Annotated in this window: 30 protein-coding genes; 16 read left to right on the forward strand and 14 right to left on the reverse strand. The window is 63.2% G+C overall.

Annotation, left to right across the window (positions count from 1 at the left end; translation table 11 throughout):
* Positions 1–50: 50 nt before the first annotated feature.
* From ACP7BZ_RS07125 to ACP7BZ_RS07150, 6 genes are all read left to right on the forward strand, one after another.
* The gene (locus ACP7BZ_RS07125) at positions 51–428 is read left to right on the forward strand and encodes a DUF4398 domain-containing protein (protein WP_426111686.1); all 378 of its coding nucleotides are present in this window, start codon (positions 51–53) and stop codon (positions 426–428) included.
* A gap of 63 nt (positions 429–491) precedes the next feature.
* The gene (locus ACP7BZ_RS07130; protein ID WP_426111470.1) at positions 492–1,409 is read left to right on the forward strand and encodes an OmpA family protein; all 918 of its coding nucleotides are present in this window, start codon (positions 492–494) and stop codon (positions 1,407–1,409) included.
* A gap of 87 nt (positions 1,410–1,496) precedes the next feature.
* Complete coding sequence (locus ACP7BZ_RS07135) at positions 1,497–2,060, forward strand: ferritin-like domain-containing protein (protein WP_426111472.1); 564 nt, start codon at positions 1,497–1,499, stop codon at positions 2,058–2,060.
* A gap of 102 nt (positions 2,061–2,162) precedes the next feature.
* Entirely contained in the window at positions 2,163–2,492 is a 330-nt protein-coding gene (locus tag ACP7BZ_RS07140) for a DUF883 family protein (protein ID WP_426111474.1), read from the forward strand.
* 18 nt (positions 2,493–2,510) lie between these two features.
* Positions 2,511–2,897 carry a phage holin family protein gene (locus tag ACP7BZ_RS07145; RefSeq protein WP_426111476.1) on the forward strand — a complete coding sequence of 129 codons (387 nt, stop codon included), beginning with the start codon at positions 2,511–2,513 and terminating at the stop codon, positions 2,895–2,897.
* 23 nt (positions 2,898–2,920) lie between these two features.
* Positions 2,921–3,319: a hypothetical protein gene (locus tag ACP7BZ_RS07150; RefSeq protein WP_426111478.1), complete on the forward strand. Its 399-nt coding sequence runs from the start codon at positions 2,921–2,923 to the stop codon at positions 3,317–3,319.
* Between the two features lie 100 nt (positions 3,320–3,419).
* Here the strand turns inward: ACP7BZ_RS07150 and ACP7BZ_RS07155 are convergent, their stop codons facing one another.
* The 3 genes from ACP7BZ_RS07155 to ACP7BZ_RS07165 form a co-directional block, all read right to left on the reverse strand.
* Complete coding sequence (locus tag ACP7BZ_RS07155) at positions 3,420–3,776, reverse strand: hypothetical protein (protein ID WP_426111480.1); 357 nt, start codon at positions 3,774–3,776, stop codon at positions 3,420–3,422.
* Between the two features lie 103 nt (positions 3,777–3,879).
* Entirely contained in the window at positions 3,880–4,032 is a 153-nt protein-coding gene (locus ACP7BZ_RS07160; protein ID WP_426111482.1) for a DUF3309 family protein, read from the reverse strand.
* Positions 4,033–4,139: 107 nt separating this feature from the next.
* The gene (locus ACP7BZ_RS07165; protein WP_426111484.1) at positions 4,140–4,610 is read right to left on the reverse strand and encodes a glycine zipper 2TM domain-containing protein; all 471 of its coding nucleotides are present in this window, start codon (positions 4,608–4,610) and stop codon (positions 4,140–4,142) included.
* 250 nt (positions 4,611–4,860) lie between these two features.
* Here ACP7BZ_RS07165 and ACP7BZ_RS07170 point away from each other — a divergent pair, with 250 nt between their 5' ends.
* The 3 genes from ACP7BZ_RS07170 (at position 4,861) to ACP7BZ_RS07180 (ending at position 7,136) form a co-directional block, all read left to right on the forward strand.
* On the forward strand, positions 4,861–5,406 hold the full coding sequence (locus tag ACP7BZ_RS07170) for a hypothetical protein (protein WP_426111486.1): 546 nt from the start codon (positions 4,861–4,863) through the stop codon (positions 5,404–5,406).
* Positions 5,407–5,454: 48 nt separating this feature from the next.
* Complete coding sequence (locus ACP7BZ_RS07175; RefSeq protein ID WP_426111488.1) at positions 5,455–5,769, forward strand: BON domain-containing protein; 315 nt, start codon at positions 5,455–5,457, stop codon at positions 5,767–5,769.
* 110 nt (positions 5,770–5,879) lie between these two features.
* Entirely contained in the window at positions 5,880–7,136 is a 1,257-nt protein-coding gene (locus tag ACP7BZ_RS07180; protein ID WP_426111490.1) for an AI-2E family transporter, read from the forward strand.
* Between the two features lie 8 nt (positions 7,137–7,144).
* On the opposite strand, the gene ACP7BZ_RS07185 is transcribed toward ACP7BZ_RS07180, so the two are convergent.
* From ACP7BZ_RS07185 to ACP7BZ_RS07195, 3 genes are all read right to left on the reverse strand, one after another.
* Positions 7,145–8,059, reverse strand: coding sequence for a YihY/virulence factor BrkB family protein (locus tag ACP7BZ_RS07185; RefSeq protein ID WP_426111492.1), 915 nt, complete (start codon positions 8,057–8,059; stop codon positions 7,145–7,147).
* A gap of 68 nt (positions 8,060–8,127) precedes the next feature.
* Entirely contained in the window at positions 8,128–9,162 is a 1,035-nt protein-coding gene (locus ACP7BZ_RS07190) for an OmpA family protein (RefSeq protein WP_426111494.1), read from the reverse strand.
* Between the two features lie 311 nt (positions 9,163–9,473).
* Entirely contained in the window at positions 9,474–9,719 is a 246-nt protein-coding gene (locus tag ACP7BZ_RS07195; protein WP_426111496.1) for a hypothetical protein, read from the reverse strand.
* A 365-nt stretch (positions 9,720–10,084) separates the two neighbouring features.
* Here ACP7BZ_RS07195 and ACP7BZ_RS07200 point away from each other — a divergent pair, with 365 nt between their 5' ends.
* From ACP7BZ_RS07200 to ACP7BZ_RS07215, 4 genes are all read left to right on the forward strand, one after another.
* Positions 10,085–10,657: an ArsR family transcriptional regulator gene (locus tag ACP7BZ_RS07200; protein ID WP_426111498.1), complete on the forward strand. Its 573-nt coding sequence runs from the start codon at positions 10,085–10,087 to the stop codon at positions 10,655–10,657.
* 246 nt (positions 10,658–10,903) lie between these two features.
* Complete coding sequence (locus tag ACP7BZ_RS07205) at positions 10,904–11,800, forward strand: zinc-dependent peptidase (protein ID WP_426111500.1); 897 nt, start codon at positions 10,904–10,906, stop codon at positions 11,798–11,800.
* Between the two features lie 158 nt (positions 11,801–11,958).
* Positions 11,959–12,540, forward strand: coding sequence for a hypothetical protein (locus ACP7BZ_RS07210; protein ID WP_426111502.1), 582 nt, complete (start codon positions 11,959–11,961; stop codon positions 12,538–12,540).
* A 134-nt stretch (positions 12,541–12,674) separates the two neighbouring features.
* Positions 12,675–13,415 carry a 3-oxoacyl-ACP reductase family protein gene (locus ACP7BZ_RS07215; RefSeq protein WP_426111504.1) on the forward strand — a complete coding sequence of 247 codons (741 nt, stop codon included), beginning with the start codon at positions 12,675–12,677 and terminating at the stop codon, positions 13,413–13,415.
* A gap of 49 nt (positions 13,416–13,464) precedes the next feature.
* Here ACP7BZ_RS07215 and ACP7BZ_RS07220 read toward each other — a convergent pair whose 3' ends face one another.
* The 8 genes from ACP7BZ_RS07220 to ACP7BZ_RS07255 form a co-directional block, all read right to left on the reverse strand.
* Complete coding sequence (locus ACP7BZ_RS07220; protein ID WP_426111505.1) at positions 13,465–13,821, reverse strand: TraR/DksA family transcriptional regulator; 357 nt, start codon at positions 13,819–13,821, stop codon at positions 13,465–13,467.
* A 112-nt stretch (positions 13,822–13,933) separates the two neighbouring features.
* A complete protein-coding gene (locus tag ACP7BZ_RS07225; RefSeq protein WP_426111506.1) occupies positions 13,934–14,416 on the reverse strand; it encodes a hypothetical protein in 483 nt (160 codons plus the stop codon).
* A gap of 10 nt (positions 14,417–14,426) precedes the next feature.
* Positions 14,427–15,296 carry a hypothetical protein gene (locus ACP7BZ_RS07230; RefSeq protein WP_426111508.1) on the reverse strand — a complete coding sequence of 290 codons (870 nt, stop codon included), beginning with the start codon at positions 15,294–15,296 and terminating at the stop codon, positions 14,427–14,429.
* A gap of 131 nt (positions 15,297–15,427) precedes the next feature.
* Entirely contained in the window at positions 15,428–15,793 is a 366-nt protein-coding gene (locus ACP7BZ_RS07235; RefSeq protein WP_426111509.1) for a VOC family protein, read from the reverse strand.
* A 22-nt stretch (positions 15,794–15,815) separates the two neighbouring features.
* Positions 15,816–16,589 (reverse strand): hydroxypyruvate isomerase, encoded by a 774-nt coding sequence (gene hyi / locus ACP7BZ_RS07240; protein ID WP_426111511.1) that lies wholly within the window; start codon positions 16,587–16,589, stop codon positions 15,816–15,818.
* Between the two features lie 46 nt (positions 16,590–16,635).
* Positions 16,636–17,091: a MarR family winged helix-turn-helix transcriptional regulator gene (locus tag ACP7BZ_RS07245; protein ID WP_426111513.1), complete on the reverse strand. Its 456-nt coding sequence runs from the start codon at positions 17,089–17,091 to the stop codon at positions 16,636–16,638.
* A gap of 159 nt (positions 17,092–17,250) precedes the next feature.
* A complete protein-coding gene (locus tag ACP7BZ_RS07250; RefSeq protein WP_426111515.1) occupies positions 17,251–18,678 on the reverse strand; it encodes a DEAD/DEAH box helicase in 1,428 nt (475 codons plus the stop codon).
* A gap of 237 nt (positions 18,679–18,915) precedes the next feature.
* The gene (locus ACP7BZ_RS07255; protein ID WP_426111688.1) at positions 18,916–19,695 is read right to left on the reverse strand and encodes an inositol monophosphatase family protein; all 780 of its coding nucleotides are present in this window, start codon (positions 19,693–19,695) and stop codon (positions 18,916–18,918) included.
* A 227-nt stretch (positions 19,696–19,922) separates the two neighbouring features.
* On the opposite strand from ACP7BZ_RS07255, the gene ACP7BZ_RS07260 reads away from it, so the two are divergent.
* The 3 genes from ACP7BZ_RS07260 to ACP7BZ_RS07270 are packed head-to-tail and all read left to right on the forward strand — an operon-like array spanning position 19,923 to position 22,872.
* Positions 19,923–20,681, forward strand: coding sequence for an RNA methyltransferase (locus tag ACP7BZ_RS07260; protein WP_426111517.1), 759 nt, complete (start codon positions 19,923–19,925; stop codon positions 20,679–20,681).
* 56 nt (positions 20,682–20,737) lie between these two features.
* Positions 20,738–21,265 (forward strand): twin-arginine translocation signal domain-containing protein, encoded by a 528-nt coding sequence (locus ACP7BZ_RS07265; protein WP_426111519.1) that lies wholly within the window; start codon positions 20,738–20,740, stop codon positions 21,263–21,265.
* The gene (locus tag ACP7BZ_RS07270) at positions 21,262–22,872 is read left to right on the forward strand and encodes a GMC family oxidoreductase N-terminal domain-containing protein (RefSeq protein WP_426111521.1); all 1,611 of its coding nucleotides are present in this window, start codon (positions 21,262–21,264) and stop codon (positions 22,870–22,872) included. The genes ACP7BZ_RS07265 and ACP7BZ_RS07270 overlap by 4 nt, the downstream gene beginning before the upstream one ends.
* The last annotated feature ends 10 nt before the right edge of the window (positions 22,873–22,882 follow it).

Genomic DNA, 22,882 nt, shown 5'->3' on the forward strand with positions numbered 1-22,882 from the left:
GCATATAACGTTATCAATCATTTGTTAATCATTGGAGAAGCCTCATGAAGATGGAAACAGTCACCCCCCGCTTGCTTAACATCCTGGCCGTCGCTGCCGTGCTGTCGCTGGCCGCCTGCGCCAGTTCGCAGAAGGCGCCCGCCACGGCGGACGTGGCAGTGTCCCGGAATGCGGTCGACAATGCGGTGAGCGCGGGCGCCGCCGATCTGGCCCCGGCAGAAATCAATATGGCGCGCAGCAAAATGATGCGCGCCAATGAGGCGCTGGCGGCCAAGGATTACGTGCTGGCACGCCAGCTGGCCACCGAAGCCCAGGCGGACGCCAAGCTGGCCCAGAGCAAGGCCAGTTCGGCCAAGGCGAATGCCGCCGCCAATGCGCTCGACGCCGATCTGCGCGTATTGCGCGAAGAGGTCGACCGCAATCGCTAATGTCTGCGTGATTGCGCGCCGCTGCGCCAGCCATACCCATTCAAACAAGAACAGGAATTGACCATGAAATTACGTACCTCACTGACCACCGCAGTGCTCGCCAGCGCCGTGTTGCTCGCCGCCTGCGGCAGCACTCCAACGACCACCTCGACGCTCGACCAGGCGCGCGGCGACTTCATCGCTGCGAATAACAACCCGCAGGTGTCGTCGTTCGCGCCGCTCGAATTCAAGCAGGCCAGCGACGCCCTCGACGTCGCCAATGCCGCCGCCGTCAAGCGCGAGAGCCTGGAAACCATCGACCGCCTGGCCTATATCGCCAAGCAAAAAATTGCCACCGCACGCCAGGTGGCCAGCCAGAAGGCCGCCGAAGCCGATATAGCCAACGCCGGCCGCCAGCGTGACCAGCTGCAGCTGCAGGCGCGTACCGCCGAAGCCGATCGTGCCAAGTCGGACGCCGACCGTGCCCGCATGGATGCTAACGCCGCCCAGCTGAGCGCCGAAGATGCCCAGCGCAAGGCCATGAATGCCGAGGCGCAAACCCGCGAAGCGCAGGCCCGCGCGGCCCAGCTTGAAGCGCAGATGGCTGACCTGCAGGCGAAAAAATCGGAACGTGGCATGGTCATCACCATTGGCGACGTGCTGTTCGATACCGACCAGGCGCGCCTGAAGCCCGCCGGTATTGCCAGTGCGCAAAAGCTGGCTGACGTGCTGGCGCAAAACCCGAATCGCACCGTGCTGATCGAAGGCTTTACGGACAGCACCGGCAGCGCCGCCCATAACCAGGAATTGTCGGAGCGCCGTGCCAATGCGGTCGCCGCCGCCCTGACCGGCATGGGCGTGGCGGCCAACCGTGTCGCCATGCGCGGCTACGGCCAGGCCTTCCCGGTCGCTGGCAACGATAGCGCCGCCAGCCGCCAGCTCAATCGTCGCGTCGAAATCGTCCTCTCCAATGAGGGGCAGACGATCCCGCCGCGCCGCTAATGTGCCAGTGCCTGGTCTGATGCGACGGCGACACGCCGTGGCCTGGACCAGGCAATCAATTACCCGACCAATTCACAAGGAATCATCATGGACCAGCAAGAAAAACAGCCAAAGCAAGACGCCCAGCGCAGCATGCAACACGGCTTCGATGTCGCCGCCATCCGCAAGGCCGCCGCCAATCTCGATGACGGCGCCGTCACCGACGGTTATGCGGCCGACCGCGTTGCCGTCATCAAGATGCTCAACGATGCGCTGGCTACCGAGCTGCTGTGCGTGTTGCGTTATAAGCGACACTATTACACCGTCACTGGCCGCGCCAATGCCGGTGTCAAGGCGGAATTTCTGCAGCACGCACTGGAAGAACAGGGGCATGCCGATTCGCTCGCCGAGCGCATCGTGCAACTGAACGGCGAGCCAGACTTTAATCCGGCCACTTTGACCGAACGTAGTCATGCCCAGTATGATGACTCACTGGACGTCAATGCGATGGTGCGCGCCAACCTGATCGCCGAGCGCGTGGCAATCGAATCGTATCGCCAGATGATCGATGCGATTGGCCATACCGACCCGACCACGCGCGCGCTGCTCATTTCGATCATGGCAGTGGAAGAAGAGCACGCCGACGATATGGCTGATTTGCTTAGCAAGTAATCGCTTGCAGCAAGGGCAGCACGCGGGTAACCGGTTTTTGCAGTATCGATATCAGCGGCCAGGGTCGCTGTGACTCATCCAACCTTAATTAGGAGAACCATTATGTTAGAAAATATCCGCACGAACGGTAGCGTCAACGATGCCATCAACAGCACCTCGACCGATGTCAAAACGCTGGTCAAGGATGCCCAGGCACTGCTGACCGCCGCTGCCGCACTGACCGGCGAGAAAGCCGAAGAGCTGCGCGGGCGCGGTATGGCCATGCTCGATGTTGCCATGAGCAAAGCCAGCCAGGTGCAGGAAAAAGCCACCGTCAAAGGCAAGGAACTGGCCGCCACCGCTGATGTCTATGTCAAGGACAACCCATGGCGCACCATTGCCGCCGCCGCTGGCGTCGGACTGCTGGTCGGTGTCATCCTGGGCCGCAAATAACGAACGCCGGGAGTTGCCATGGAAAAAGTTGAAGCGATTGTTCATGGCCCCGGCCTCATGGGCGGGCTGAGCGGGTTGCTGAAAAACCTGTTTGGCCTGCTGATGTCGCGTGTCGAGCTCGCTGCTGTGGAGCTCGCCGAGGTGCGCAACCATCTGATCGAGCTGCTCACCCTGTTCGCCTGTGCTGTGCTGGCAGCGTGGTTCACGATCGCCTTCGGCACCGCGACCATCGTCGCTGCTGCCTGGGAAGCGATGGGCTGGAAAATTCTGTTAATCATGTTCCTGGTGTTCGCCGTGCTCACCGCCGCGCTGGTACTGAAGGGCCTGTCCCTGCTCAAGCAAGGCAAGCTGGCCTTCCCCGCGACGATGAACGAACTCAAGAACGATCGCGACATGCTGTTGTAACAGCGTCGCCTCCAGGAGAAAGCATGGAAAGCCAGATCATCGAAGTAAGTGGCAAGGGCAGCGCCGCCGCCGACTCGCTCAGCGTGGCCGAACGCAAGGCGCTGCTGGTCCAGCGCGGTGAAATCTACCGCATCGGCCTGGTGCGCGCCAAGGCCCAGGTCTTGTATGAGACGCAGCCGCAGGCGCTGTTGCACACGGCGGTCGATCATGCCGCATTTGCCATCCGCTCGCGCATCGACAGCTTGCTCACGCCCACCGGCTTGAGCATTGGCGCCGTGCTGCCGTACGCACTGCCGCTGCTGCGCTTGCTGCGCAAGCACCAGTTCGGTACCAAGAGCAAGATCGCGCTCGGTGCGGTCGCCGTACTCGCCGGTGTTGGGGTGTATTTCCAGCGCAAGCACCGACGCGACGGCGCCTATTAAAACGGCACACCCACCGTCAAACGAAAACGGCGCGACAGCCAAGAGCTGCGCGCCGTTTTTTATTCTGGACTACAACGGCGCCAGTGCGCCGCTGCCCCCTTTAATTGCGTTCGGCCATGACGCGCGCCTGTGCGCCCGCCATATCCTGCTGGTAGATCGCGCGCGCGTCCTTCAGGCAACCGGGGCGCTCTGCCGCGGCGACCTTGCGGCAGGCGCCCTCCGCTTCCTGCAGGGCGGCGCCGATTTCTTTTTGCAAGCGGCGCAGACTGGCAGCGGCACCGGGATCTTCGCGGAACCAGCGCGCCGGATCACCCTGGGCAATTTCACGCGCCTGCTTTTGGGCGGTAGCCGCTGGCACGTTGGCGTCGGTGGAGATGGTTTGTGCGTGGACGCTGCTCACAAACACAATGGTGAGCACGGCGAGCGCGCGTGAGGCGAAGAGGCGGGGCGGGATCATGGCAGCTCCTGTGGTGGTCGATGGGGGGATAGAGGCGTTGAATGGGTGTTGAAAATGCGTTTAAAATGCGGCCGAAAAAAAACCGGCTGACGCCGGCACGGTGTTACAGGCGTCCTGTGACAAGCAGCAAGATCAGCACCACCACCAGCAGGCCAGTCAGGCTCACAGGGGCCATACCCCAGTTGCGGCTGTGGTTCCAGGTAGGCAAAACGCCGATCAAAACGAGGATCAGTACGACTAACAGTATGGTTCCCATGGGGAGCTCCTAAGATGGTGGGGGATGGTGCGGGAACCTGCCGGAACGGCGGCGGCGGCGGCGGCGCCGGCAGGCCGGCGCGCGCCGTCATTGGCGATCAACAGCGGTTAATAACGGTAGACGCGGCCATCCACCAGGCGCACACGGTTGCCCACGCGCAAGTCATAGACGCTGTCCTGGGTGACCGAACGGATTTCGCCGTTGTCCATACGGATGTTCAGCTGGTACATGTCCTGGCCGTTGGCGTTGCGGTTGGCCTCGACATTGTTGCCGACAGCGGCGCCGCCGACAGCGCCGGCGACGGTGGCGAGCGTCCGTCCGCTGCCACTGCCTACCTGGTTACCGACCAGGGCGCCAACCAGGCCGCCGACCACAGCGCCGGTGCCATTGGTGCCGCCCTGGCCGCGCACGACCTGGATCGAGTCGATGGTGCCGTAGCCCGACGACACATTGTTGTTGTAGCCATTGTTGTTATAGCCGGCGTTGTTGTAAGGCGTCGAGGTCGAGGTCGACGCGCAGCCGGTCAGCAAGGCGGTGCTGGCAACGAGGATGGCGGCAAGTGCGTGTGTGGTTTTCATGGTGGATCTCCTGGGGAATGTGTGAGTGCAGAATAGTTCCTGCCAAAAACATGGTCTGTGCGCTGCCGCACCGTTTGATGCTGTTTTGATATTCGCGCGCCATGTGCTTTCTTAGGTAACCGGGTGCCGCCGCCGATGGGAATACAACACTTTGTGCGCACAAGTGGCTCTGTGTTCGCCAGCGTACAGAAGGCGGCGTCCAACTGCCGTACAACGTTAATGTCGTTTAAATAATTCTGGAGCCCACCGCATGCACTATCGCCTGACCACCATTGCTGCCCTGACGCTGGCGTTTTGCTGCGCTGGCGCCAGCGCCGCCGTCGATGAAGCCAAGCTCGTCTACAAGCAGGCGCAGGACAACGCCGCCGCCAATTACAAAGTGGCGCGGGCCCGCTGCGACGCCATTGCCGGCAATCCCAAGGACGTCTGCGTCGCCGAAGCAAAAGCACAGCGGGTACGCGCCGAGGAAGAGGCGGGGGCCTATTACAAGAACACCCTCAAGGCGTATACCCGGTCACGCATGAAGATCGCCGAAGCCAAGTTCGACCTCGACAAGGCGCGCTGCGGCGCCTTTGCCGGTAACGAGAAAGATGTCTGCGTCAGTCAGGCCAAGGCCACCCTGGTGGCCACCGAAGCCGATGCCAAGGCCGACAAAAAAGCCATGGAAGCGCGGGCCGATGCCCGCGAAGACAAGCGTGACGCCGAGTACAAGGTGGCACGCGAAAAATGTGACGGATTCGCCGGCGCGACCAAGGACAGTTGCATGTCGGCCGCTAAGGCACAGTACGGCAAATAAGCCGGGAAGTTGTTTTCATTTTTTTACCATCCACCAAGGAGATTTACCATGACCATCGCACGCCGTTTTGCCACCATGCTGTTTGCCGCTTCCCTCGTTGCCACCGTGGCAGGTTGCGCTTCGACCTCGACCAAGGAAGGTACCGGCGAGTACGTCGATGACGCCGTCATCACTGCCAAAGTGAAAGCATCGATTTTCAATGAACCAACGCTGAAATCGACCGAAATCAATGTCGAGACCTTCAAGGGCGCCGTTCAACTGTCGGGCTTCGTGGCGCAGCCACAAGATGCCGTCAAGGCTGGCGAACTGGCGCGCGGCGTCAAGGGTGTCATGACCGTCAAGAACGACGTTCGCGTAAAGTAAGTACGGGAGGCCGGCCCTGCACGGGGCTGGTTGCCGTATGAGAATGCCGTCTGCCGGTCGCGCTTGTCGCGGCCGGTATGCGTTTGACGCTGCCAACCGCGAAGTCTCCCATGAAGCCCGATTCCCCTGCGGCACAGCCGCCTCAAGCGCCCCCTGCTGGCGCTACCTCAGCGACGGCATCGATCCCGGCAACCCTGCCAGTGCCGGATAGCGAAGTGGCTGTGCCCGGTCACTCCTTCAAATTTCCCCTCCATGTCAATGCGCGCGGCACCGCCATTGGCATCATCGCTGTCGTCGTCTTTATCTGGGCCCTGCAATGGGCAGAGAAATTCCTCGTGCCTTTGCTGCTGGGTATTTTCACGGCCTATACCTTGAGCCCCCTGGTGGCCTGGCTGGAGCGGCGCCGCCTGCCGCGCCCGGTTGCCGCCACCCTGGTCACCGTCGCCATCCTGGGCGTGCTGGGTGGGGTCGCTTACCGGCTGCAAGATGAGATCATCAACATTGTCGACGAGTTGCCGACCATTACGCACAAGCTGACCAGGGTGCTCAGCGCGGGAAAATCAGGTCAGCCGGGTACGTTCGCACAAATGCAGGCCGCTGCCCGTGAACTCGAGCGCGCAACAGCCGCCGTCGCCGATCCGGCGCAAGGGTCGACAAAAGGGGCAGGGGGGGCACCGCGGTCCGCGCTGGCCGTCGCTCCCGGGACGGCCGCGCCGAATATCAAGATCATCGACTGGGTGCTGGTCGGATCGGTCGGGGTCGCCACCTTCATCAGCCAGGCCACCATGGTGGTGTTCCTGGTGTTCTTTCTGCTGCTGGCGGGCGACACCTTCAAGCGCAAGCTGGTGAAACTGACCGGTCCGTCGTTGACGCGCAAGAAGGTCACCATCCACATTCTCGACGACATCAACAGTTCGATCCAGGCCTATATGTTCATGCTGCTGGTGACCAATGTACTGCTGGCCCTGCTGATGTGGGCGGCGCTCTCGGCCATTGGTCTGGACAATGCAGGGGCCTGGGCCATCTTCGCCGGGCTGATGCATATCATGCCGTATTTCGGCCCGCTCCTGATCACCGCCTCGACCGGGGTGGTGGCCTTCATGCAATTTGAATCCTTGCAAATGGTCATGCTGGTGGGCGGCGCTTCGCTGGCCATTGCCACCCTGGTGGGCACCGTGGTGGCGACCTGGATGACCGGCCGCATCGCCCGCATGAATGCCGCCGCCGTCTTCGTCAGCCTGCTGTTCTGGGGCTGGTTATGGGGCGTGTGGGGATTGCTGCTGGGCGTGCCGGTGGTGGTGGTGCTCAAGGTGGTCGCCGAGCGGGTCGAGGGGATGGAAGTGGTGGCCGAGTTGCTGGGCGAGTAAGCCGAACGCTACTGTTGTTGCGGCATCGGATCGAGGGCCGCCGCCGCCACCTGCGTATGGCGCAGGCTGCCCAGTTGAAGCGCGTACTGGCGGGCAAACTCGGCGCCCAGAAAGAAGATCTGGGCCGAGTAATACACCCACAACAGGATGGCAATGGTGGAACCGGCAGCACCGAAGCTGTCGGCGACGCCGCTGTTACCAATGTAAAGACCGATCACGTATTTGCCCAGTTCAAACATGGCGGCCGTTCCCAGCGCGCCGATCACGACGTCGCGCCAGTCGAGTTTTAATCGGGGCAACAGCTTGTAGATAGCGCCGAACAGCACGGCAATGACGAGGAAACTGATCAGCCAGGCGATCCAGCCCAGCAGGACGGTGGCGTCTTTCCACAGCCCCCCCACATAGTTTTCCATCACCGTCAGCGCCGCGCTGACCACCAGCGACACCATCAGCAGGAAGGCCAGCACCAGGATAATGCCAAACGACAGCAGCCGGGTGCGAACCAGGTCCCACCAGGTCGAGCCGGTCGGTTTGGGTACATCCCAAATGTCGTCGAGGCTGTCTTTCAATTCGGCGAACACCGTGGTCGCGCCCAGCAGCAGCAGGGCACCGGCAATCAGGGTGGCCTTCAAGCCGCTGCCGTGGTTTTGTGCGCCTGCCAGCACCAGTTGCAGGGCGGCGGCGCCTTTTTCCCCCATCAAGCCTTTGAGCTGACCGAACAGCTGGCCCTGGGCAGCGTCGGCGCCATAGAAAAAGCCAGCCACCGCCAGCACCAGCACCATGATGGGCGCCATCGAAAACAGGGTGTAGAAGGCCAGCGCCGCCCCTTTGCTGCCGCAGCGATCGTCAAACCATTCGCTGATTGCACAGCGCATGATGCGGATCAGCTGGACGGCGTTTGATTGCCAATGTGTGACTTGCATGCGTGATTTCTCCAAGGCGCTAGCGGCCAATTGTTTGATCGCTAGCATAATGCCTTAAAACCAACAAATCACTGCACACGCCTTTCAACCGTAATCTGCTCCACCTCGACCCGCCGGTTCGGTTCGAGGCACTTGATGAGGGCGGCACGATTGCGTTCATTGCAGGTCACCACGGGCACGGTTTCGCCTTTGCCATAGGCTTTTAGGCGCTGCGCCGCCACGCCCCTGGCGACCAGATAGTCGCGCACGGCGTTGGCGCGCTGCTCGGACAGTTTCAGGTTGTATTTGGCCGATCCGAGCCGGTCTGCATGGCCGGTGATGTCCACGTCGGTGATGCTGGGATCAGCCGTGAGGGCCGCTGCAATGTCGTCCAGACGCGGCTGCGGCGAACTGAGGCGCGCGCTGTCGAACGCGAACAGCTCGGTGGCCGCCAGCGTTACTTTTTCAAAGCGCGGCGGCGGCGGTGGTGGTGGTGGTGCCGGTGGCTCCGCTACCACGGGTGGCGCTGGCGGCGGTGCTGGCGGCGTTGGCGGTGGCGGTGGCAGCGGTTTGCTGAAGGCGTAATTGAGGCCCAGCGAAATATACCGGTTGTTACTGCGGCGCAGACCCAGGCCATCCTGGTCGCTACCGTTGATATAGCCGCGTACCGAGCGGATATCGGCCTGTAGCGACCATTGCGGATCCCAGGCCCACTGCAGGCCGATACCGGCGCTGATGTAGGGCGAGGTGGCGCTGTCGCGCCGCAGGGGATTTTCCACCCGGTCGTGCTGGGCACCGACACCAAACAGCACGAAAGGCCGCACGCTTTTGCGCGACAGCATCCACAGCACATCGGCACCGAGCAGGGTCTGGCGATAGTGGTAGGCCCCCGCCTCGGGACGCACATAGCTGCCGCCCACCTGCAGATCCCAATAAGGGCTGAGGGCTTTGCCGAGGCGGAAGGCACCACCGTACTCGCGGTCGGTGAGGCCGAATTCGCGGTCGGGCCGCACATTGATCACGCTCGGCTGCATGTACCACGACGGATTGATGTCCTGCGCCAGTAGCGGCGCCGTACAACCCAAGGCAGTTGCCGCAAACGCGATGGTTTTTAGTTGGTTCACAAATGACTCCCCGTTCGAGATGGATCGCGATGAATGGATGGATGGCTGGCTGCTTGCTGCTGGTTCGCCGCATCGGTTGAGGATATTTGGACGAGGTGCGGGCGCCGGAGTTCCCGCGCAGGGAGAGGCCAGACGCACTTGTTGCGCGCCATTCGATGTGTCGCAAAGGTGCGTCGGTTTGGCCGCTATCGGCTGCGCTGGCGTGGTGTTCTGCCAACAGCTGCTGCTGGTACCGGCGCCACAAATAAAAAGCGCCGGGGCGGAGGGCTTCCGCGACGGCGCTTTTTGGTGCTGGCCTGGCGGCCGGGCGTTTATTTGTTTTCTGGTTTTGCTTCTGGCACCACGATCACGGTGTCACCCGTCTTGCCGGCTTCGCCTTTTTCTCCTGGCGCACCGGCCGGGCCGGCCGGACCTGGCACGGCAACTGGTACCTCAACTTGCTTTTCGACCGTGGTGGTCGGCTGCACGATGGTGGTGGCCGGCGGCGTCACGGTGGTTTTTTCGCAAGCGGTCAAACCGGCAATGGCGAGCATGGCAACGAGGACGGTGGTTTTCATATTAATTCCTTCAGTAAAGTGATCGGTGGGATAAAAAGACGTGCGGCACGCAGTCTCAAGCGAACGTCACGATGGTAGTGAAGTATTGACAGTTGCTCTGTACGTCAACGCACCAATGGACCGACTCTGTGCCCTGCGCAAGTGCAGGCCATGGTTTGATTGATCGACCTTTGTTAAATGTTCGATGGCGCACAGACCATGCCAGCTGCGACGGGCAATCTATACACAAGCCTAAGGGAACCGTCGGGCCGCAACGCTGTCAAACACGCGACGACGCCATCCTGATCCACTGACTATCTCATTTGGAGTACACGACCATGCATGCACCGACCAATCACAACGCATCGCACAGCGAAATGGGCGCAATGCACTCTTGCGGAAACGGTAATTCCACCCTGATCGAACGCATTGCGCCGCAGCCGGCCGAGCGCGCCCCCATTTCCATGGCGCCCATCGAACGCGTGCGTTCCACCTCTGCCACTCAGCGGCGTATCGAAAACATGCAAAAGCTGATCGGCGAACTGTCGACCCACGAAATGCTGGCCGACGAAATTGCCTGGTTTCTCAAGTTTTCGCCATCGGGCGCGCGCAAGTACATCCGCGACCTGCGCGAAGCGGGGGTGATCGAACTGGCCCGTTACATCGAAGGCACTGCCACTTACCTGGGCAAAGCGGTTTACCAGATCTCGCCCGATCCCGACCGCGTCAAGGCGTTCCTGGCCGCCATCGTGCAGCCCAAGCGTGAAGGTGTCGCGCCCCGCAAGGAGCGTCCTGGCCTGCGCGAGCAGGCCATGGCTGGCAGCGGTCGCCATTTCCACATTCTGGCCGACGACACCCATTATGCGATCCGCGTCAATCGCAGCCCGGTCGCCCGCGATCCGCTGGTGGCCGCCCTGTTTGGCGCCGCACCATCGGCCAACAAGGAGCAGGGCGCCTGAGGGCGCGGCGCCTGCCGCAGCACGATGGCCTGGTGCCGTTCGCGCCAGCCCGATTGAACCCCGATTGAACCCTCACACACTGGCCCCGCAGCGATGCGGGGCCAGTGTCGTATGGACTTTGTTTTATTATTTTCCTTTTAATTATTTCCATCAAGCATATGTGTTGAAATAGCGGCGAGCAGCCCCACGTTGGCGGAGGTGGTGCGCGCCGTCGGGCGACACAATGTCGACAACAAGGGAACTTTGATGGAAACATTAATCTGGATGACCGTGGCGCTGCTGTCGATCGGCGCTGCGCTGGGCTGGCCGCGCTGGCGCCGTCGGCGCGCGCTGGCCGCGCCACTGGCGCCCGCGCGCGCTGCCATCCTGGCGCGGGTGATCCCCATTTACGCCAGGCTCGATGTCCCCTTGCAGGGGCAGTTGCAGCGGCTGGTTCAGCAATTTTTATACGAGAAAAAATTCGTCGGCTGCGACGGTCTGGTGGTCGATGATGAGATGCGGGTCACCATCGCCGGCCAAGCCTGCCTGTTGCTGCTCAATCGCTACACCAAGGTATTTCCCGCTTTGCACACCATTTTGGTCTACCCGGGCGCTTTCCTGGTGCCGCGCAACGAGGTCGATGTTGCCGGGGTCGTCACTTCCACGCGCCAGGATCTGCTCGGTGAATCATGGGGCGATGGCCGCGTGGTACTGGCCTGGGATCACGTCCAGCGGGGCGCCGCTGACTGGCACGATGGCCAGAACGTGGTCCTGCACGAGTTCGCCCACCAGCTCGACAGCGAGTCCGGCAGCACCAATGGCGCGCCCTACCTGGGCAGCCAGGCCAGCTACCGCAGCTGGTCGCAGGTGTTGTCGCGCGATTTTGCCGCGCTGCGCGCCGATGCCATGCTGCGCCATCACAGCGTAATCGACCATTACGGTGCCACCAGCCCCGCCGAATTTTTTGCCGTCGCTACCGAAACGTTTTACGAAAAGCCGTGGCAAATGGCCGAGCGGCATCCGGCGCTGTTCGAAGAGTTCGCCAAATATTACCGGGTCGATCCGCGTGACTGGCAGGAGCCGCCCGTCGAGCACGACATTGCGGCTCCTGCCAGTCACGCCGACTTCAGCGATCCGGCGAGTGTGTACGGCAACTGGCGCTGACCGCCGCTGATTTTCGCTGATTTTTGCGATCTTTCGTCAATCGTTGTTGATCCTTGCTGATGTGCGCTGTTCCAAGGCGACAGCCTTACGTACGCTGGCGTACGGTGGTTCGGCGCCCGCGCGCGCATGATGGTGTTTCAATCCAGCGGGAGCATCCCATGTCCACCATCATTGCAGGCCATTTTCAACTCCAGGAGGAAGTCGAGCGTGCCCGCCAGCAGCTGCTGGGCGCCGGCTTCGCCGAAGAGCGCATCAGCGCATTTTTTGTCAATCAGCCCGGCCAGCACGACAGGACGCCGATTGGCGGCGATCACCAGCTCTCGCCGGGGGCGTCCGACACGCCGGCAGGCGTGGCCGAGGGCGCGGCAGCCGGCGGGGTGGTGGGCGCCGCCGTGGGGGCGACCAGCGCCCCGCTCACCGGACCGTTCGGCGCAATTGTCGGCGGCCTGGTCGGCGCCCACATCGGTTCACTGTTCAGCTTTTCCAAGATGAAAAACAAGGGCGAGGCTGAAACCGACGGTGACAATGCCGACCGCGTGCGCAAGAGCGGCATGCTGGTGGCGGTGGCGGTGGCGCTGGCCGACGGCACTGCGGCCGCTGCAACGGACGAGGGCGGCGCCATCGACGCCCTGCGTCGGGTTGGCGCCCACCACATCGAGCGGGCAGCCGGCACCATCGTCGGTGGCGACTGGGTCGATTTCGATCCCCTCAGCGAACCGCAGCTGGTCGCCAGTGAGTAGCGCTGGCATGCACGAAACGCCGCTTTTGCCAAGCCAGCAAGATTGATCTTTATCAATAAGCTGGTGGACTGCTGCTTCTAGACTTGATTTTTCGCAGCGCGCCGCGCTGTCGCTCAACATGGTCAGGAGGCAGCATGGAAGCAACCCGGGTAGCGCTGGTTACGTGTGGCATGAGTGAGTTGGGCACGGCGATCTGTCGCCGGCTCGATAGCGCCGGTTTCATCGTGGCGGTCAGCTTCGCGCCCGGACAGCGCGATCCCCAGGCCTGGCTGGCCATGCAGCGTGACGACGGTTACCGTTTCCATGCCTACCAGGTCGACACCGGTGACTACGCCGATACTGAATGGATGGTGCAAAAGGTCCTGGCCGAACTGGGGCGGGTCGATGTGCTGGTCAATCACGTCGAGCGCTTCTGCGAGCACAGCCTGCGCAGCATGTCGCCCGACGACTGGCACAGCGTGCTGCGCGATAATCTCGACAGTATCTTCAACCTGAGCAAACAGGTACTCGACGGCATGCTCGAGCGGCAGTGGGGCCGTATCATCAATCTCTCATCGGTTAGCGCGCAGAGCGGCGCCGGCGGCCAGTCTGCGTATGCCGCTGCGCTGGCGGGCATGCACGGCTTGAGCAAATCGCTGGCGCTGGAAGTGGCGCGCCACGGCATTACCGTCAACACCGTCTCGCCGGGCGCCCTGCGCAGCAGCGATAACGCAGCGCCGGCCCAGCCGCGCAGCGGCAATGTGGCGGCCATTCCAGTGGGCCGGCTCGGCGAGGTGGCCGAGGTGGCCGCGCTGATCGACTATCTGGCGTCGGACATTGCCGGCTTTGTTACGGGCGCGAATATCGCCATCAATGGCGGGCAGCATATGTGTTGACATGCTGGTGGGCTGGCGTGCTGCCGTGCCGACGCTGGAAGCGGTCGTCTCAGCGTCGTTCGGCCTTGGTCTGGCAGGCGATGCACAGGCGCGCTTCCGGTCGTGCCTGCAGTCGGGAAAATCCGATCGGCTGGCCGCATTCTTCGCACAAGCCATAGCTGTCGTCGTCGAACTTGGCCAGCGCGTGGCGGATGATGGCCATTTGCGCCACGGTGTGGCCGGCCGCCTCCAGCGCCAGGTCGTTGAGCAGGCGCACGGTCGCCTTGTCGGCCGGCGATGTTTCGACTTCGTCGACGGCCAGTTCGTGGCCCGGGCCCGCCTGCTCGGCCTGGATGGCAATGGCGGCACGACTGCTCTCGAGCATCGCGTGCAGCTGGTCCAGCTGGTCCTGTTTCAAGCCATTCATGGAAATTGTCCTCGCTGCTGACGGTGAAACGACAGGTTCAGTGTAGCGCGATCGGGCGGCGCTGACCACGGATGCACGTGCGGCCGGCGCGGCGCGCGCGCCAGGGCCGGTGCTACGGCTTGGGCGGCGGTGTGGGCCGGTGGGCGATGACGCCGGCGAGGTGCGTGCGGATTACTTCGACCGCATCGACGATGCCGGCCGCGTTGCCCTTGAGCGCGCTGCCAGCGAGTGCCAGCAGGCCACCGCTGAGGCCGATCAGCTCGGCCAGTTCGTCGATCCGGCGTATTTTTTCAATGGCCGCATTGGTGAGCGCCATGAGGTGTTGCTGCGGCACCCGCAACGATGGCGCCACCGCTGCGGCGGCGTCGGCGTAGAGGGCATCGGCGTGCTGGCGTAGCACTTGCTCGTCGTCGCCGAGCGCGCGCAGGACCGCTTGCTGCTGGTCGCTGAACGGTCCGCGCTGCGCCTTGATTTCTTTCATGATGCGCTTGTGCAAGGCGTTGGCGCTGGCGCTGATCTGGTCGGCCAGCGCTTCGACGTCGCTGATACTGGCCAGGCCAGCGGGAGATTGCGGCTCGCGCACGGGAGGTTCCACGGTGTTGCCCTCAATGGATGGGTTGCAGGCCAAGTCCGATGGCCTGCAAATCGTTGGCATACCCGACCAGCAAGACCTTGAGGTCGGCTGCGTGCAAATCGTCGACGTGTTCACGCAGACGCCGGTGGCCGATCGACACCTTGGTCAAGCCTTGCACGGCGAGGTCATAGCGCTTGTCGAGCAATTTGTATTCGGCCGATTTGCTGACCATGTGGACGCGCGCAAGGGTGGCCAGCATGCGGTCCTGGGGCCGGTTGGCCATTGGAATTTCGACGTCGAACAGCCCCTGCACGGTCTTTTTTTCATTTTCGTAGGTCTTGGTGTAGAGCCGTGTCAGGGTCAGCATGGCGTCCAGTAGCGTCTGCAGGTCGCCATCGCCATCACGCACCATGCTCTGCACGCTGCTGCTCTGGTAGCGGGAGGCGATGATGCGCGTGAGCAGCCGCGTCATGCCCGTGTAGGCTTGCACGTGGCGCTGCTCGAGGCCGCTCTCGACATTCGCCTTGATGCCCTTGCCCAGCGCGTCGAGGCGCCCGCCAAGGTCGTAGCGTTCGTCGCCGGCCAGCATGGCCAGGGTCTGCATGTACAGCACGACGGCCTTTTGCGCGCTGATGAAGTCGTCGTAGACGGCGCGGCGGCGGGCGTCGGCGACCTTTGCCAGTTGGTCGGCACTGGGCGCCAGGTAAATCTGTTCGCGGCTATAGGTGTCGCGGTAGCGCGTGGCCAGCTCATTGTAGGCGCCCAGTTTGGCCGACTGGTCGGCAAAATCGCGTACTTCATGGAGGCTGGCGCTGCCAGCGCAGCCGCCCAGTAGAAGGCCGACGCCAATGCCGACGCAGCGGCGGACGGCAGATCGGGCGCGGTGAGAAACGTGGCGCATGGCTCCTTTCAGGACGCGCGTAGGGGCGCGCCGGAATGGCCATCTTGCGCCTGTGCGCTGGCGCGAATTTGCTCAATATCAATGAACCGCGGCGCCGGGCATGCGCGCAGCGCCGCTTCTTGCGGCGGACGCTAGCGCACTTTGGCGGGATCGAAGTGGGGATTGTCGATCAGACCAAACTGGTTGCCGTATGGGTCGCGCAGCGCAACCACGCGGATGCCGCCGCCGACGTCGCGCAAGGGCTCATGGACGCTGGCGCCGAGCGCCAGCAGGCGCGTAATTTCGCCGTCGATCGCGCTGCTGTTCCAGTAGGCGGTGGCGCCATCGAGGCCGGGCATGCCATCGGGCACCAGGCCGAGCTCGAAACCACCCACTTCAAAGCCGACATAGTAGGCTTCATCGAAATACGGCGGCCGCTCCAGCGCCGCCTGGTACCAGGCCTTGGCGGCCGCCAGGTCGGTGACAGGGTAACTGACGGTGCGCAAGCCGGTAATCATGGCGCTCTCCTCGGATAAAGAATTACAGACCCTGTCGCCAGACCAGGCCATCGACAGTATTGGTCGCTGGAAAATATTCGCAGCCCACGTGGCCATCGTAGCCCAGCCGGTCGAGCAAATCGAACAGAAATTTGTAATGGATTTCACCGCTGCCCGGCTCGTGCCGGCCGGGATTGTCCGCAATCTGGATATGGCCGATGCGCGCTAAATGGGCGCTGATGGTGGCCGCCAGTTCGCCCTCCATGCGCTGCATGTGATAGACGTCATATTGCAGCAGCAGGTTGTCGGCACCGACCTCATCGAGGATGCCCAGGGCCTGCTTGCTGCCGCTGAGGAAATAGCCGGGAATATCAAACGTGTTGATCGGTTCGATCAGCAGGCGCACGCCGCGGGCGCGGGCGGCGGCAGCGGCAAAGCGCAGGTTGTCGACGAATACCTGGTGGGCCCGGCCAATGCTGACCTTGGGCGGCAGCTTGCCGGCCATGCAGTGCAACTGGCTGACCTGCAACTGGTCGGCGAAGTCGAGTGCCTCGCCCACGCTGTCCTGGAACTGGCCAATGCGACGCGGGTCGCAGGCAAAGCCGCGCTCGCCGGCGTTCCAGTCGCCGGCGGGCAGGTTGAACAACACCAGCTGCTGGTCCTGGCGGGCCAGGCGGTTGCTGATGTCGTCGGCATCGAAGGCATACGGGAACAGGAATTCGACGGCATCGAAGCCGGCCAGACGGGCGGCGGCGAAGCGGTCGAGGAAGGCGGTTTCGCCAAACATCGTGCTGAGGTTGGCGGCAAATTTCGGCATGGAAGATTCAGTCAGCAAGGTCAATGTCGCCATGCTAGCCGATTTTTCAGCCGGCCGGCGGCACCGCTGGCGCGCCGAAGCGGGCCATCAGCGTGCGCATGCCATCGAGCTCGGTGCCCGCCACGCCGCGCAGCAAGTCGCGGCTGACCAGGTCGGCAGTGACGGTGGCATTGACCAGCATTTCCTCGCCCACCGCCGTGACGGCGGCAAAACCGACGCGGGCGTCGAGCGGATCGGGCTGGCGGCTGATCAGGCCGATTTTTTCCAGCGGCAGCAGGGTGCGGGTGACGCCCGAGGCGGACAGGCCCAGCTTGTCCGCCAGATCGACCCGGCGCAGGCGGCCGCCGTCGGCGCGCGCCAGGTGGTTCAAGACCTGGAAGTCGCCAAAACTGATGCCGTGGTGGTTGCCGAGGGCGATGTCGAAGCGGCGCACGAAGGCCGCGTGGGCGCGCGCCAGCCGCAAACAAAAATCGGTGCTGGGGAGGGGGACGCTATCGATCATGGCAGTGCTCCTGAAATATGCTTGAGTTCTCAAGTATATCGCAGATGCTTGCGTAGTCAAGTAAACGACTGAAGTGGCGGCGGAATAGAAAAGGGCTGGCACCTGTGCCAGCCCTGTCGTCTGGATCGCCGCCTGTGACAGGCGGCGATGCAGAATGATTTAGCGACCGCGGCCGCCCGAACGATGCGGTGAAGCAGGCCGGGCGCCGCCGCCGGCGCCACCGCCGGTGGCGCTGCGTGGCTTGGCCGGGCCACGGCCGCCGCCCACCTTGATGACCTGGCCGCCGCCGCCGCCGTTACCACCGCCACCGCCACCGCCACCGCCACCGCCACCGCCGGAACGACCACCGCCGCCACCGGAGCGGCCACCACCGCCACCATTGCGGTGACCCGGATTGCCGCTACGCAGCTGAATGGCTTGTGGACGCGCGGTCGGGTCCGGTTCAAAACCGGCGATGATTTCGCGCGGCAGGGTCTGCTTGATCAGCTTTTCGATGTCTTTCAACATGTCGTGTTCATCGACGCAGACCAGCGACACCGCTTCGCCAGTGGCGCCAGCGCGGCCGGTGCGGCCGATCCGGTGCACATAATCTTCCGGAATGTTCGGCAGATCGTAGTTGACCACGTGCGGCAACTGGTCGATATCGATCCCGCGCGCAGCGATGTCGGTGGCCACCAGCACTTGCAGGGCGCCATCCTTGAATTCCGACAGCGCCTTGGTGCGCGCCGACTGGCTCTTGTTGCCGTGGATCGCCATGGCGCCGATGCTGTCGGCATTCAATTGCTCGACCAGCTTGTTGGCGCCATGCTTGGTGCGGGTAAATACCAGCACTTGGTTCCAGCCGTTTTTCTTGATCAGGTGGGCCAGCATCAATTGCTTCTTGTCGCGGTCGACCGGGTGGATCTTTTGTGAGATCACTTCAACGGTCGAATTGCGGCGCGCCACTTCGATCATGGCTGGCTTGTTGAGCAGGCCATCGGCCAGCGCCTTGATTTCTTCCGAAAAGGTGGCCGAGAACAGCAGGTTCTGGCGCTTCGGTGGCAGCACGGCCAGCACTTTCTTGATATCGCGAATAAAACCCATGTCGAGCATGCGGTCGGCTTCGTCGAGGATCAGGATTTCCACTTTCGACAGGTCGACCGTGCGCTGTTCCATGTGATCGAGCAGGCGGCCGGGGGTGGCTACCAGGATGTCGACGCCGTGTTTCAATTGCTTGATCTGCGGATTGATGCCGACACCACCGAAAATCACGGCCGAGTTCAGCTGGGTGTACTTGCCGTACACGCGCACACTCTCTTCGACCTGGGCGGCCAGTTCGCGGGTCGGCGTGAGGATCAGCGCGCGGATGGCACGGGTGGAACTTTTCGAGGTCAGGGTCAGTCCAACCTTGTCAGTCGACAGGCGGTTGAGGACGGGCAGGGTGAAGCCGGCCGTTTTGCCGGTGCCGGTCTGGGCGCCAGCGAGCAAATCGCCGCCGGCCAGCACGGCAGGAATGGCCTGGCTCTGGATCGGGGTAGGCACGGTGTAGCCGTGTTCGGTAACTGCGCGCACGATGGCGTCGGATAAACCGAGTTGGGAAAAGGACATGGTAACTTTATGGTGTCGATCGGGCCGTCGCCGCAATAGTTCAAAGAGGGCGCCAGTGGCAGGCAATCGGATTGGAAAACCAGGCGGCAGCACACTGGATCGGTGCCGCCTGGTGATGCTGTGTCAGCAAATGCTCAGGTACGTTTAAAAGTGCGTTTAAAAGTGCCCGTGAAAGCGTCGGGGCGGGAAGGCGTGTTCGGCGTTTCGCCCGCTGCTGAACCGGTATTCTACGTCAGATCAGGCAAATGCGGCCAGCAGCGGCACCATCTGGCCAAATACCTTGGGGCTGGCGGCGATGATGTCGCCCTTGTGCAGGTAAGCCGATTCGCCGCTGAACTCGCCGCAAATGCCGCCCGCTTCCGTCACCAACAGCGAGCCGGCGGCGATATCCCACGGCTTCAAGCCCTTTTCATAAAAGCCGTCGAGGCGGCCGGCGGCCACATTGGCCAGGTCCAGCGCGGCCGAGCCACCATTGCGGATTGCCTGGCATTTTTCGCCGACGACGGCGTACATGCGCATGTATTCGTCGAGCGCGCGCGGGCCGGCGCCGTGGCCGGAAGCGAGCAGGGTGTTGGTCAGGCGGTCATGCTTGGTGACGCGGATGCGCTTGTCATTCAGAAAAGCGCCGCCGCCTTTGCTGGCGGTGAACAGATCGTTGCGCACGGGATCGTAGATGACGGCCTGGGTGATGATGCCGCGCTGCTGCAGGGCGATCGACACGCAATAGTTGGGATAGCCGTGCATGAAATTGGTGGTGCCGTCGATCGGATCGATGATCCAGGCGAATTCACTCTCGTCGTTCAAATTCTTGGACGCACCCGATTCTTCCGCCAGAATGGCGTGATCGGGGTAAGCTTTCAGCAGCGTTTCGATAATGCTTTGCTCGGCGGCCTGGTCGATATCGGTGACGAAATCGTTGTGTTGTTTTTCAGTGATCACGACTTGTCCGATATCGAACGAGGCGCGGTTGATCACGGTGGCGGCGCGGCGGGCGGCCTTGATGGCCGTGTTGAGCATTGGGTGCATGAATAGCTTTCCGTAAGAAAAAACGTCAACGACCGGCGTCCACGATCGGCGTAAACGCCAGCACGACGCACGCTGCGCCTCGCGGTGCAGTGAACGTTGTACATAAAAATGAGCAAACGAGAATGATTTAAAGAGCGGTGCGGCGGCGAAATCGTTATGATCGCGGCGTGCAACGCCTTGACATCCCAACCCCGAACTGCGCGGTTGCGCTATTTTAAATGAACCTGCCTGAAAAAAATACGTCTGTTTTCAATCGCTTACGTTTCGTTCTGGTCGAAACTAGCCGCGCCGGCAATATTGGCGCCGTCGCCCGTGCCATCAAAACCATGGGTTTTAGCGACCTGGTGCTGGTGCGCCCGCGCTTTGCCGATGCCTGCCAGGACCCTGAAGCGGTGGCCTTCGCCAGCGGCGCCCAGGATGTGCTGGAAGGGGCCCGCATCGTCGACGACATCGGGCAAGCCCTCGACGGCTGCAATTTTGCCGCCGCTGTTTCGGCCCGCCTGCGCGAGTTTTCGCCGCCCGTGTGGACGCCGCGCAGTTTTGCCGGCCACATCCACGGCCATGGCGAGCTGCGCGCCGCCGTGGTGTTCGGCAACGAGCGCTTCGGCTTGCCCAACCAAATTGTCGAGCAGTGCAATGTGCTGATCAACATCCCCGCCAATCCCGATTATTCCTCGCTCAACCTGGCGCAGGCGGCCCAGGTGCTGGCCTACGAGAGCCGCATGGCGGCCGAGCCCGATGCCGCGCCGGCCGGTCCGATCGGCTTTCACGGTGACAGCGCCAGCCTGGCACAAATCGATGGCATGTATGCCCACCTCGAGCAGGCGCTGGTGGCGATCGATTTTCTCGACGCCGACAACCCGAAAAAATTGATGCCGCGTTTAAAACGGCTGTTTGCCCGCACCCAGCTGGAAACCGAAGAAGTCAATATTTTACGGGGCATTGCCCATCACATTTTGAAGGCCAGCACGAAATAGAGGGCGGCCGCGGCAGCGGTTACACTGGCGTTTATCGCCCCCGACACGGAACCTGTATGTCCATCTCGCGCAGAGCTTTTCTTACCACGGGCGGCCTGGCCGCCGTGGCGCTGGCCATCGGCGGCGCCGGCTACCGTTATCGCTATCGCTATCGTGACGGGCGGGCGGCGCCGGCGGCCGCCTTTGTGTTGAACGGCGACGCCGGCGTCATCCTCGACGCCATCATTGCCGCCATGCTCGCTGGCGCCATGCCGGCGGGCGCGGCCACCGGCAGCACCGTCGCCGCCGTCCTCAAGGCCATCGGCGGACTGCCGCTGTCGGCGCAGCAGGAAATCCAGGGCCTGTTCAGCTTGCTCGCACTGGCGCCCGTGCGCCGCCTGCTCGCTGGCGTGACCGTCGACTGGGCCGAGGCCACCCCGGCGCAGGTCAGCGCCTTCCTGCAGCGCTGGCGCCTGCACTTCTTATCCGACCTGCGGGTGGCCTACGCGGCCCTGCACGATATGATCCTGGGTGCCTGGTATGCCGAGCCGGCCCACTGGGCGGCGCTCGATTATCCGGGACCAATGGCGGCATTGAGCATATGAATAGTCCAACCCGTAGTCCCATCGCCGACCCGATTGCCGCTGGCCTGGCGCGCGGCTGGCAGGTTGTCGATGGCAGCAGCCTGCGCGCCGATGGCGCCTTCGCTGCCGATGTCGTCATCATCGGCAGCGGCGCCGGCGGCGGCGTCAGTGCCGAGATCTTGACCCGTGCCGGCTTGCGCGTGCTGATCGTCGAGGAGGGCGCCTTAAAATCGTCGAGCGACTTCAAGATGCGCGAAGCCGATGCCTATCCGCAGCTATACCAGGAATCGGCCGCCCGCAAGACGCGCGACAAGGCGATCAACATTCTGCAGGGCAGAACGGTGGGCGGCTCCACCACCGTCAACTGGACCTCGAGCTTTCGCACGCCGCCGGCCACGCTGGCCGTGTGGCAGAAAAAATTTGGCTTGAGCGACTATTCGACAGCCACGCTGGCGCCGTGGTTTGCGCTGATGGAGGCGCGCCTGGGGATCGCCCCGTGGTCGACGCCGCCGAATGAAAACAACGCCTTGCTGGCACGCGGCGCGGCCGCGCTGGGCATCCCCACCGGCCTGATCGCCCGCAACGTGCGCGCCTGCTGGAATCTCGGTTACTGCGGAATGGGGTGCCCCACCAATGCCAAGCAATCGATGCTGGTGACCACCATCCCGGCCGCCCTCGACGGCGGCGCCAGCCTGCTCACGCGGGTGCGCGCCGAGCGCCTGGTGGTCCAGGGCGGCGCCGTCGATCACCTGGTCGCCAGCGCCCTGCGCGCCGATGGCCTGGCCGCCAGCGGGCCGCAGCTGACCATCCGTGCGCGCCACTTCATCGTCGCCGGCGGCGCCATCAACAGCCCGGCGCTGCTGCTGCGCTCGAGCATGCCCGATCCGCATGGGCTGCTCGGGCGGCGTACCTTTTTGCATCCGACCGTGATCTCGGCGGCGCTGTTCGACCAGCGCGTCGATGCGTACGCGCGCGCCCCGCAAACGGTGTATTCCGACCATTTTATCGATACCACCACGGCCGACGGTCCGATCGGCTACAAGCTCGAAGCGCCGCCCCTGCACCCGGTGCTGATGGCCACCACCTTTGCCGGTTTTGGTGCCGACCATGCCGCCGCCGCCCGCCAGTTCGCCCACCAGCACGCCTTGCTGGCGCTGCTGCGCGACGGCTTTCATGACGACGCTGCCGGTGGCACCGTCAGCCTGCAGGCCGATGGCTCGCCAGTGCTCGACTATCCGCTCACCGCCCACATCTGGGACGGCGTCAAACGGGCTTACCTGACGATGGCCGAGATCCAGTTCGCCGCCGGCGCCCGCCAGGTCAAGCCGATCCACGAGCAGGCCGCCCTCTACACCAGTTGGGCGCAGGCCAAGGCGGCCATCGGCCGGCTCGACTACCAGCCGCTTCTCACGCGGGTGGTGTCGGCGCACGTGATGGGCGGCTGCGGCATGGCTGGCGACGCCGCGCTGGGGGTGGTGACACCGGCGGGGCGTTACCGTGGTGTGGCCCGTCTGTCAGTGCACGATGGCTCGCTGTTTCCGACCTCTGCCGGGGCCAACCCGCAGCTGTCGATCTATGGGATCACGGCGATGCTGGCCACTGAACTGGCGCGCGAGCTGAAGGCGTGAAGGTGGCGAA

Origin of the sequence: Massilia sp. PWRC2, assembly GCF_049896725.1 — a bacterium.
Lineage (GTDB): Bacteria > Pseudomonadota > Gammaproteobacteria > Burkholderiales > Burkholderiaceae_D > JAFCUW01.

Bases quoted from the DNA above. Each gene is read 5' to 3' on its own strand.
- ACP7BZ_RS07260 (WP_426111517.1), top strand. From the start codon at position 19,923: ATGAACCTGCCTGAAAAAAATACGTCTGTTTTCAATCGCTTACGTTTC.
- ACP7BZ_RS07135 (WP_426111472.1), top strand. From the start codon at position 1,497: ATGGACCAGCAAGAAAAACAGCCAAAGCAAGACGCCCAGCGCAGCATG.
- ACP7BZ_RS07270 (WP_426111521.1), top strand. From the start codon at position 21,262: ATGAATAGTCCAACCCGTAGTCCCATCGCCGACCCGATTGCCGCTGGC.
- ACP7BZ_RS07180 (WP_426111490.1), top strand. From the start codon at position 5,880: ATGAAGCCCGATTCCCCTGCGGCACAGCCGCCTCAAGCGCCCCCTGCT.
- ACP7BZ_RS07245 (WP_426111513.1), bottom strand. From the start codon at position 17,091: ATGATCGATAGCGTCCCCCTCCCCAGCACCGATTTTTGTTTGCGGCTG.
- ACP7BZ_RS07205 (WP_426111500.1), top strand. From the start codon at position 10,904: ATGGAAACATTAATCTGGATGACCGTGGCGCTGCTGTCGATCGGCGCT.
- ACP7BZ_RS07140 (WP_426111474.1), top strand. From the start codon at position 2,163: ATGTTAGAAAATATCCGCACGAACGGTAGCGTCAACGATGCCATCAAC.
- ACP7BZ_RS07255 (WP_426111688.1), bottom strand. From the start codon at position 19,695: ATGCTCAACACGGCCATCAAGGCCGCCCGCCGCGCCGCCACCGTGATC.
- ACP7BZ_RS07220 (WP_426111505.1), bottom strand. From the start codon at position 13,821: ATGAATGGCTTGAAACAGGACCAGCTGGACCAGCTGCACGCGATGCTC.
- ACP7BZ_RS07215 (WP_426111504.1), top strand. From the start codon at position 12,675: ATGGAAGCAACCCGGGTAGCGCTGGTTACGTGTGGCATGAGTGAGTTG.
- ACP7BZ_RS07235 (WP_426111509.1), bottom strand. From the start codon at position 15,793: ATGATTACCGGCTTGCGCACCGTCAGTTACCCTGTCACCGACCTGGCG.
- ACP7BZ_RS07230 (WP_426111508.1), bottom strand. From the start codon at position 15,296: ATGCGCCACGTTTCTCACCGCGCCCGATCTGCCGTCCGCCGCTGCGTC.
- ACP7BZ_RS07165 (WP_426111484.1), bottom strand. From the start codon at position 4,610: ATGAAAACCACACACGCACTTGCCGCCATCCTCGTTGCCAGCACCGCC.
- ACP7BZ_RS07170 (WP_426111486.1), top strand. From the start codon at position 4,861: ATGCACTATCGCCTGACCACCATTGCTGCCCTGACGCTGGCGTTTTGC.
- ACP7BZ_RS07130 (WP_426111470.1), top strand. From the start codon at position 492: ATGAAATTACGTACCTCACTGACCACCGCAGTGCTCGCCAGCGCCGTG.
- ACP7BZ_RS07195 (WP_426111496.1), bottom strand. From the start codon at position 9,719: ATGAAAACCACCGTCCTCGTTGCCATGCTCGCCATTGCCGGTTTGACC.
- ACP7BZ_RS07145 (WP_426111476.1), top strand. From the start codon at position 2,511: ATGGAAAAAGTTGAAGCGATTGTTCATGGCCCCGGCCTCATGGGCGGG.
- ACP7BZ_RS07150 (WP_426111478.1), top strand. From the start codon at position 2,921: ATGGAAAGCCAGATCATCGAAGTAAGTGGCAAGGGCAGCGCCGCCGCC.
- ACP7BZ_RS07160 (WP_426111482.1), bottom strand. From the start codon at position 4,032: ATGGGAACCATACTGTTAGTCGTACTGATCCTCGTTTTGATCGGCGTT.
- ACP7BZ_RS07155 (WP_426111480.1), bottom strand. From the start codon at position 3,776: ATGATCCCGCCCCGCCTCTTCGCCTCACGCGCGCTCGCCGTGCTCACC.
- ACP7BZ_RS07250 (WP_426111515.1), bottom strand. From the start codon at position 18,678: ATGTCCTTTTCCCAACTCGGTTTATCCGACGCCATCGTGCGCGCAGTT.
- ACP7BZ_RS07125 (WP_426111686.1), top strand. From the start codon at position 51: ATGGAAACAGTCACCCCCCGCTTGCTTAACATCCTGGCCGTCGCTGCC.
- ACP7BZ_RS07265 (WP_426111519.1), top strand. From the start codon at position 20,738: ATGTCCATCTCGCGCAGAGCTTTTCTTACCACGGGCGGCCTGGCCGCC.
- ACP7BZ_RS07210 (WP_426111502.1), top strand. From the start codon at position 11,959: ATGTCCACCATCATTGCAGGCCATTTTCAACTCCAGGAGGAAGTCGAG.
- hyi (WP_426111511.1), bottom strand. From the start codon at position 16,589: ATGCCGAAATTTGCCGCCAACCTCAGCACGATGTTTGGCGAAACCGCC.
- ACP7BZ_RS07175 (WP_426111488.1), top strand. From the start codon at position 5,455: ATGACCATCGCACGCCGTTTTGCCACCATGCTGTTTGCCGCTTCCCTC.
- ACP7BZ_RS07185 (WP_426111492.1), bottom strand. From the start codon at position 8,059: ATGCAAGTCACACATTGGCAATCAAACGCCGTCCAGCTGATCCGCATC.
- ACP7BZ_RS07200 (WP_426111498.1), top strand. From the start codon at position 10,085: ATGCACTCTTGCGGAAACGGTAATTCCACCCTGATCGAACGCATTGCG.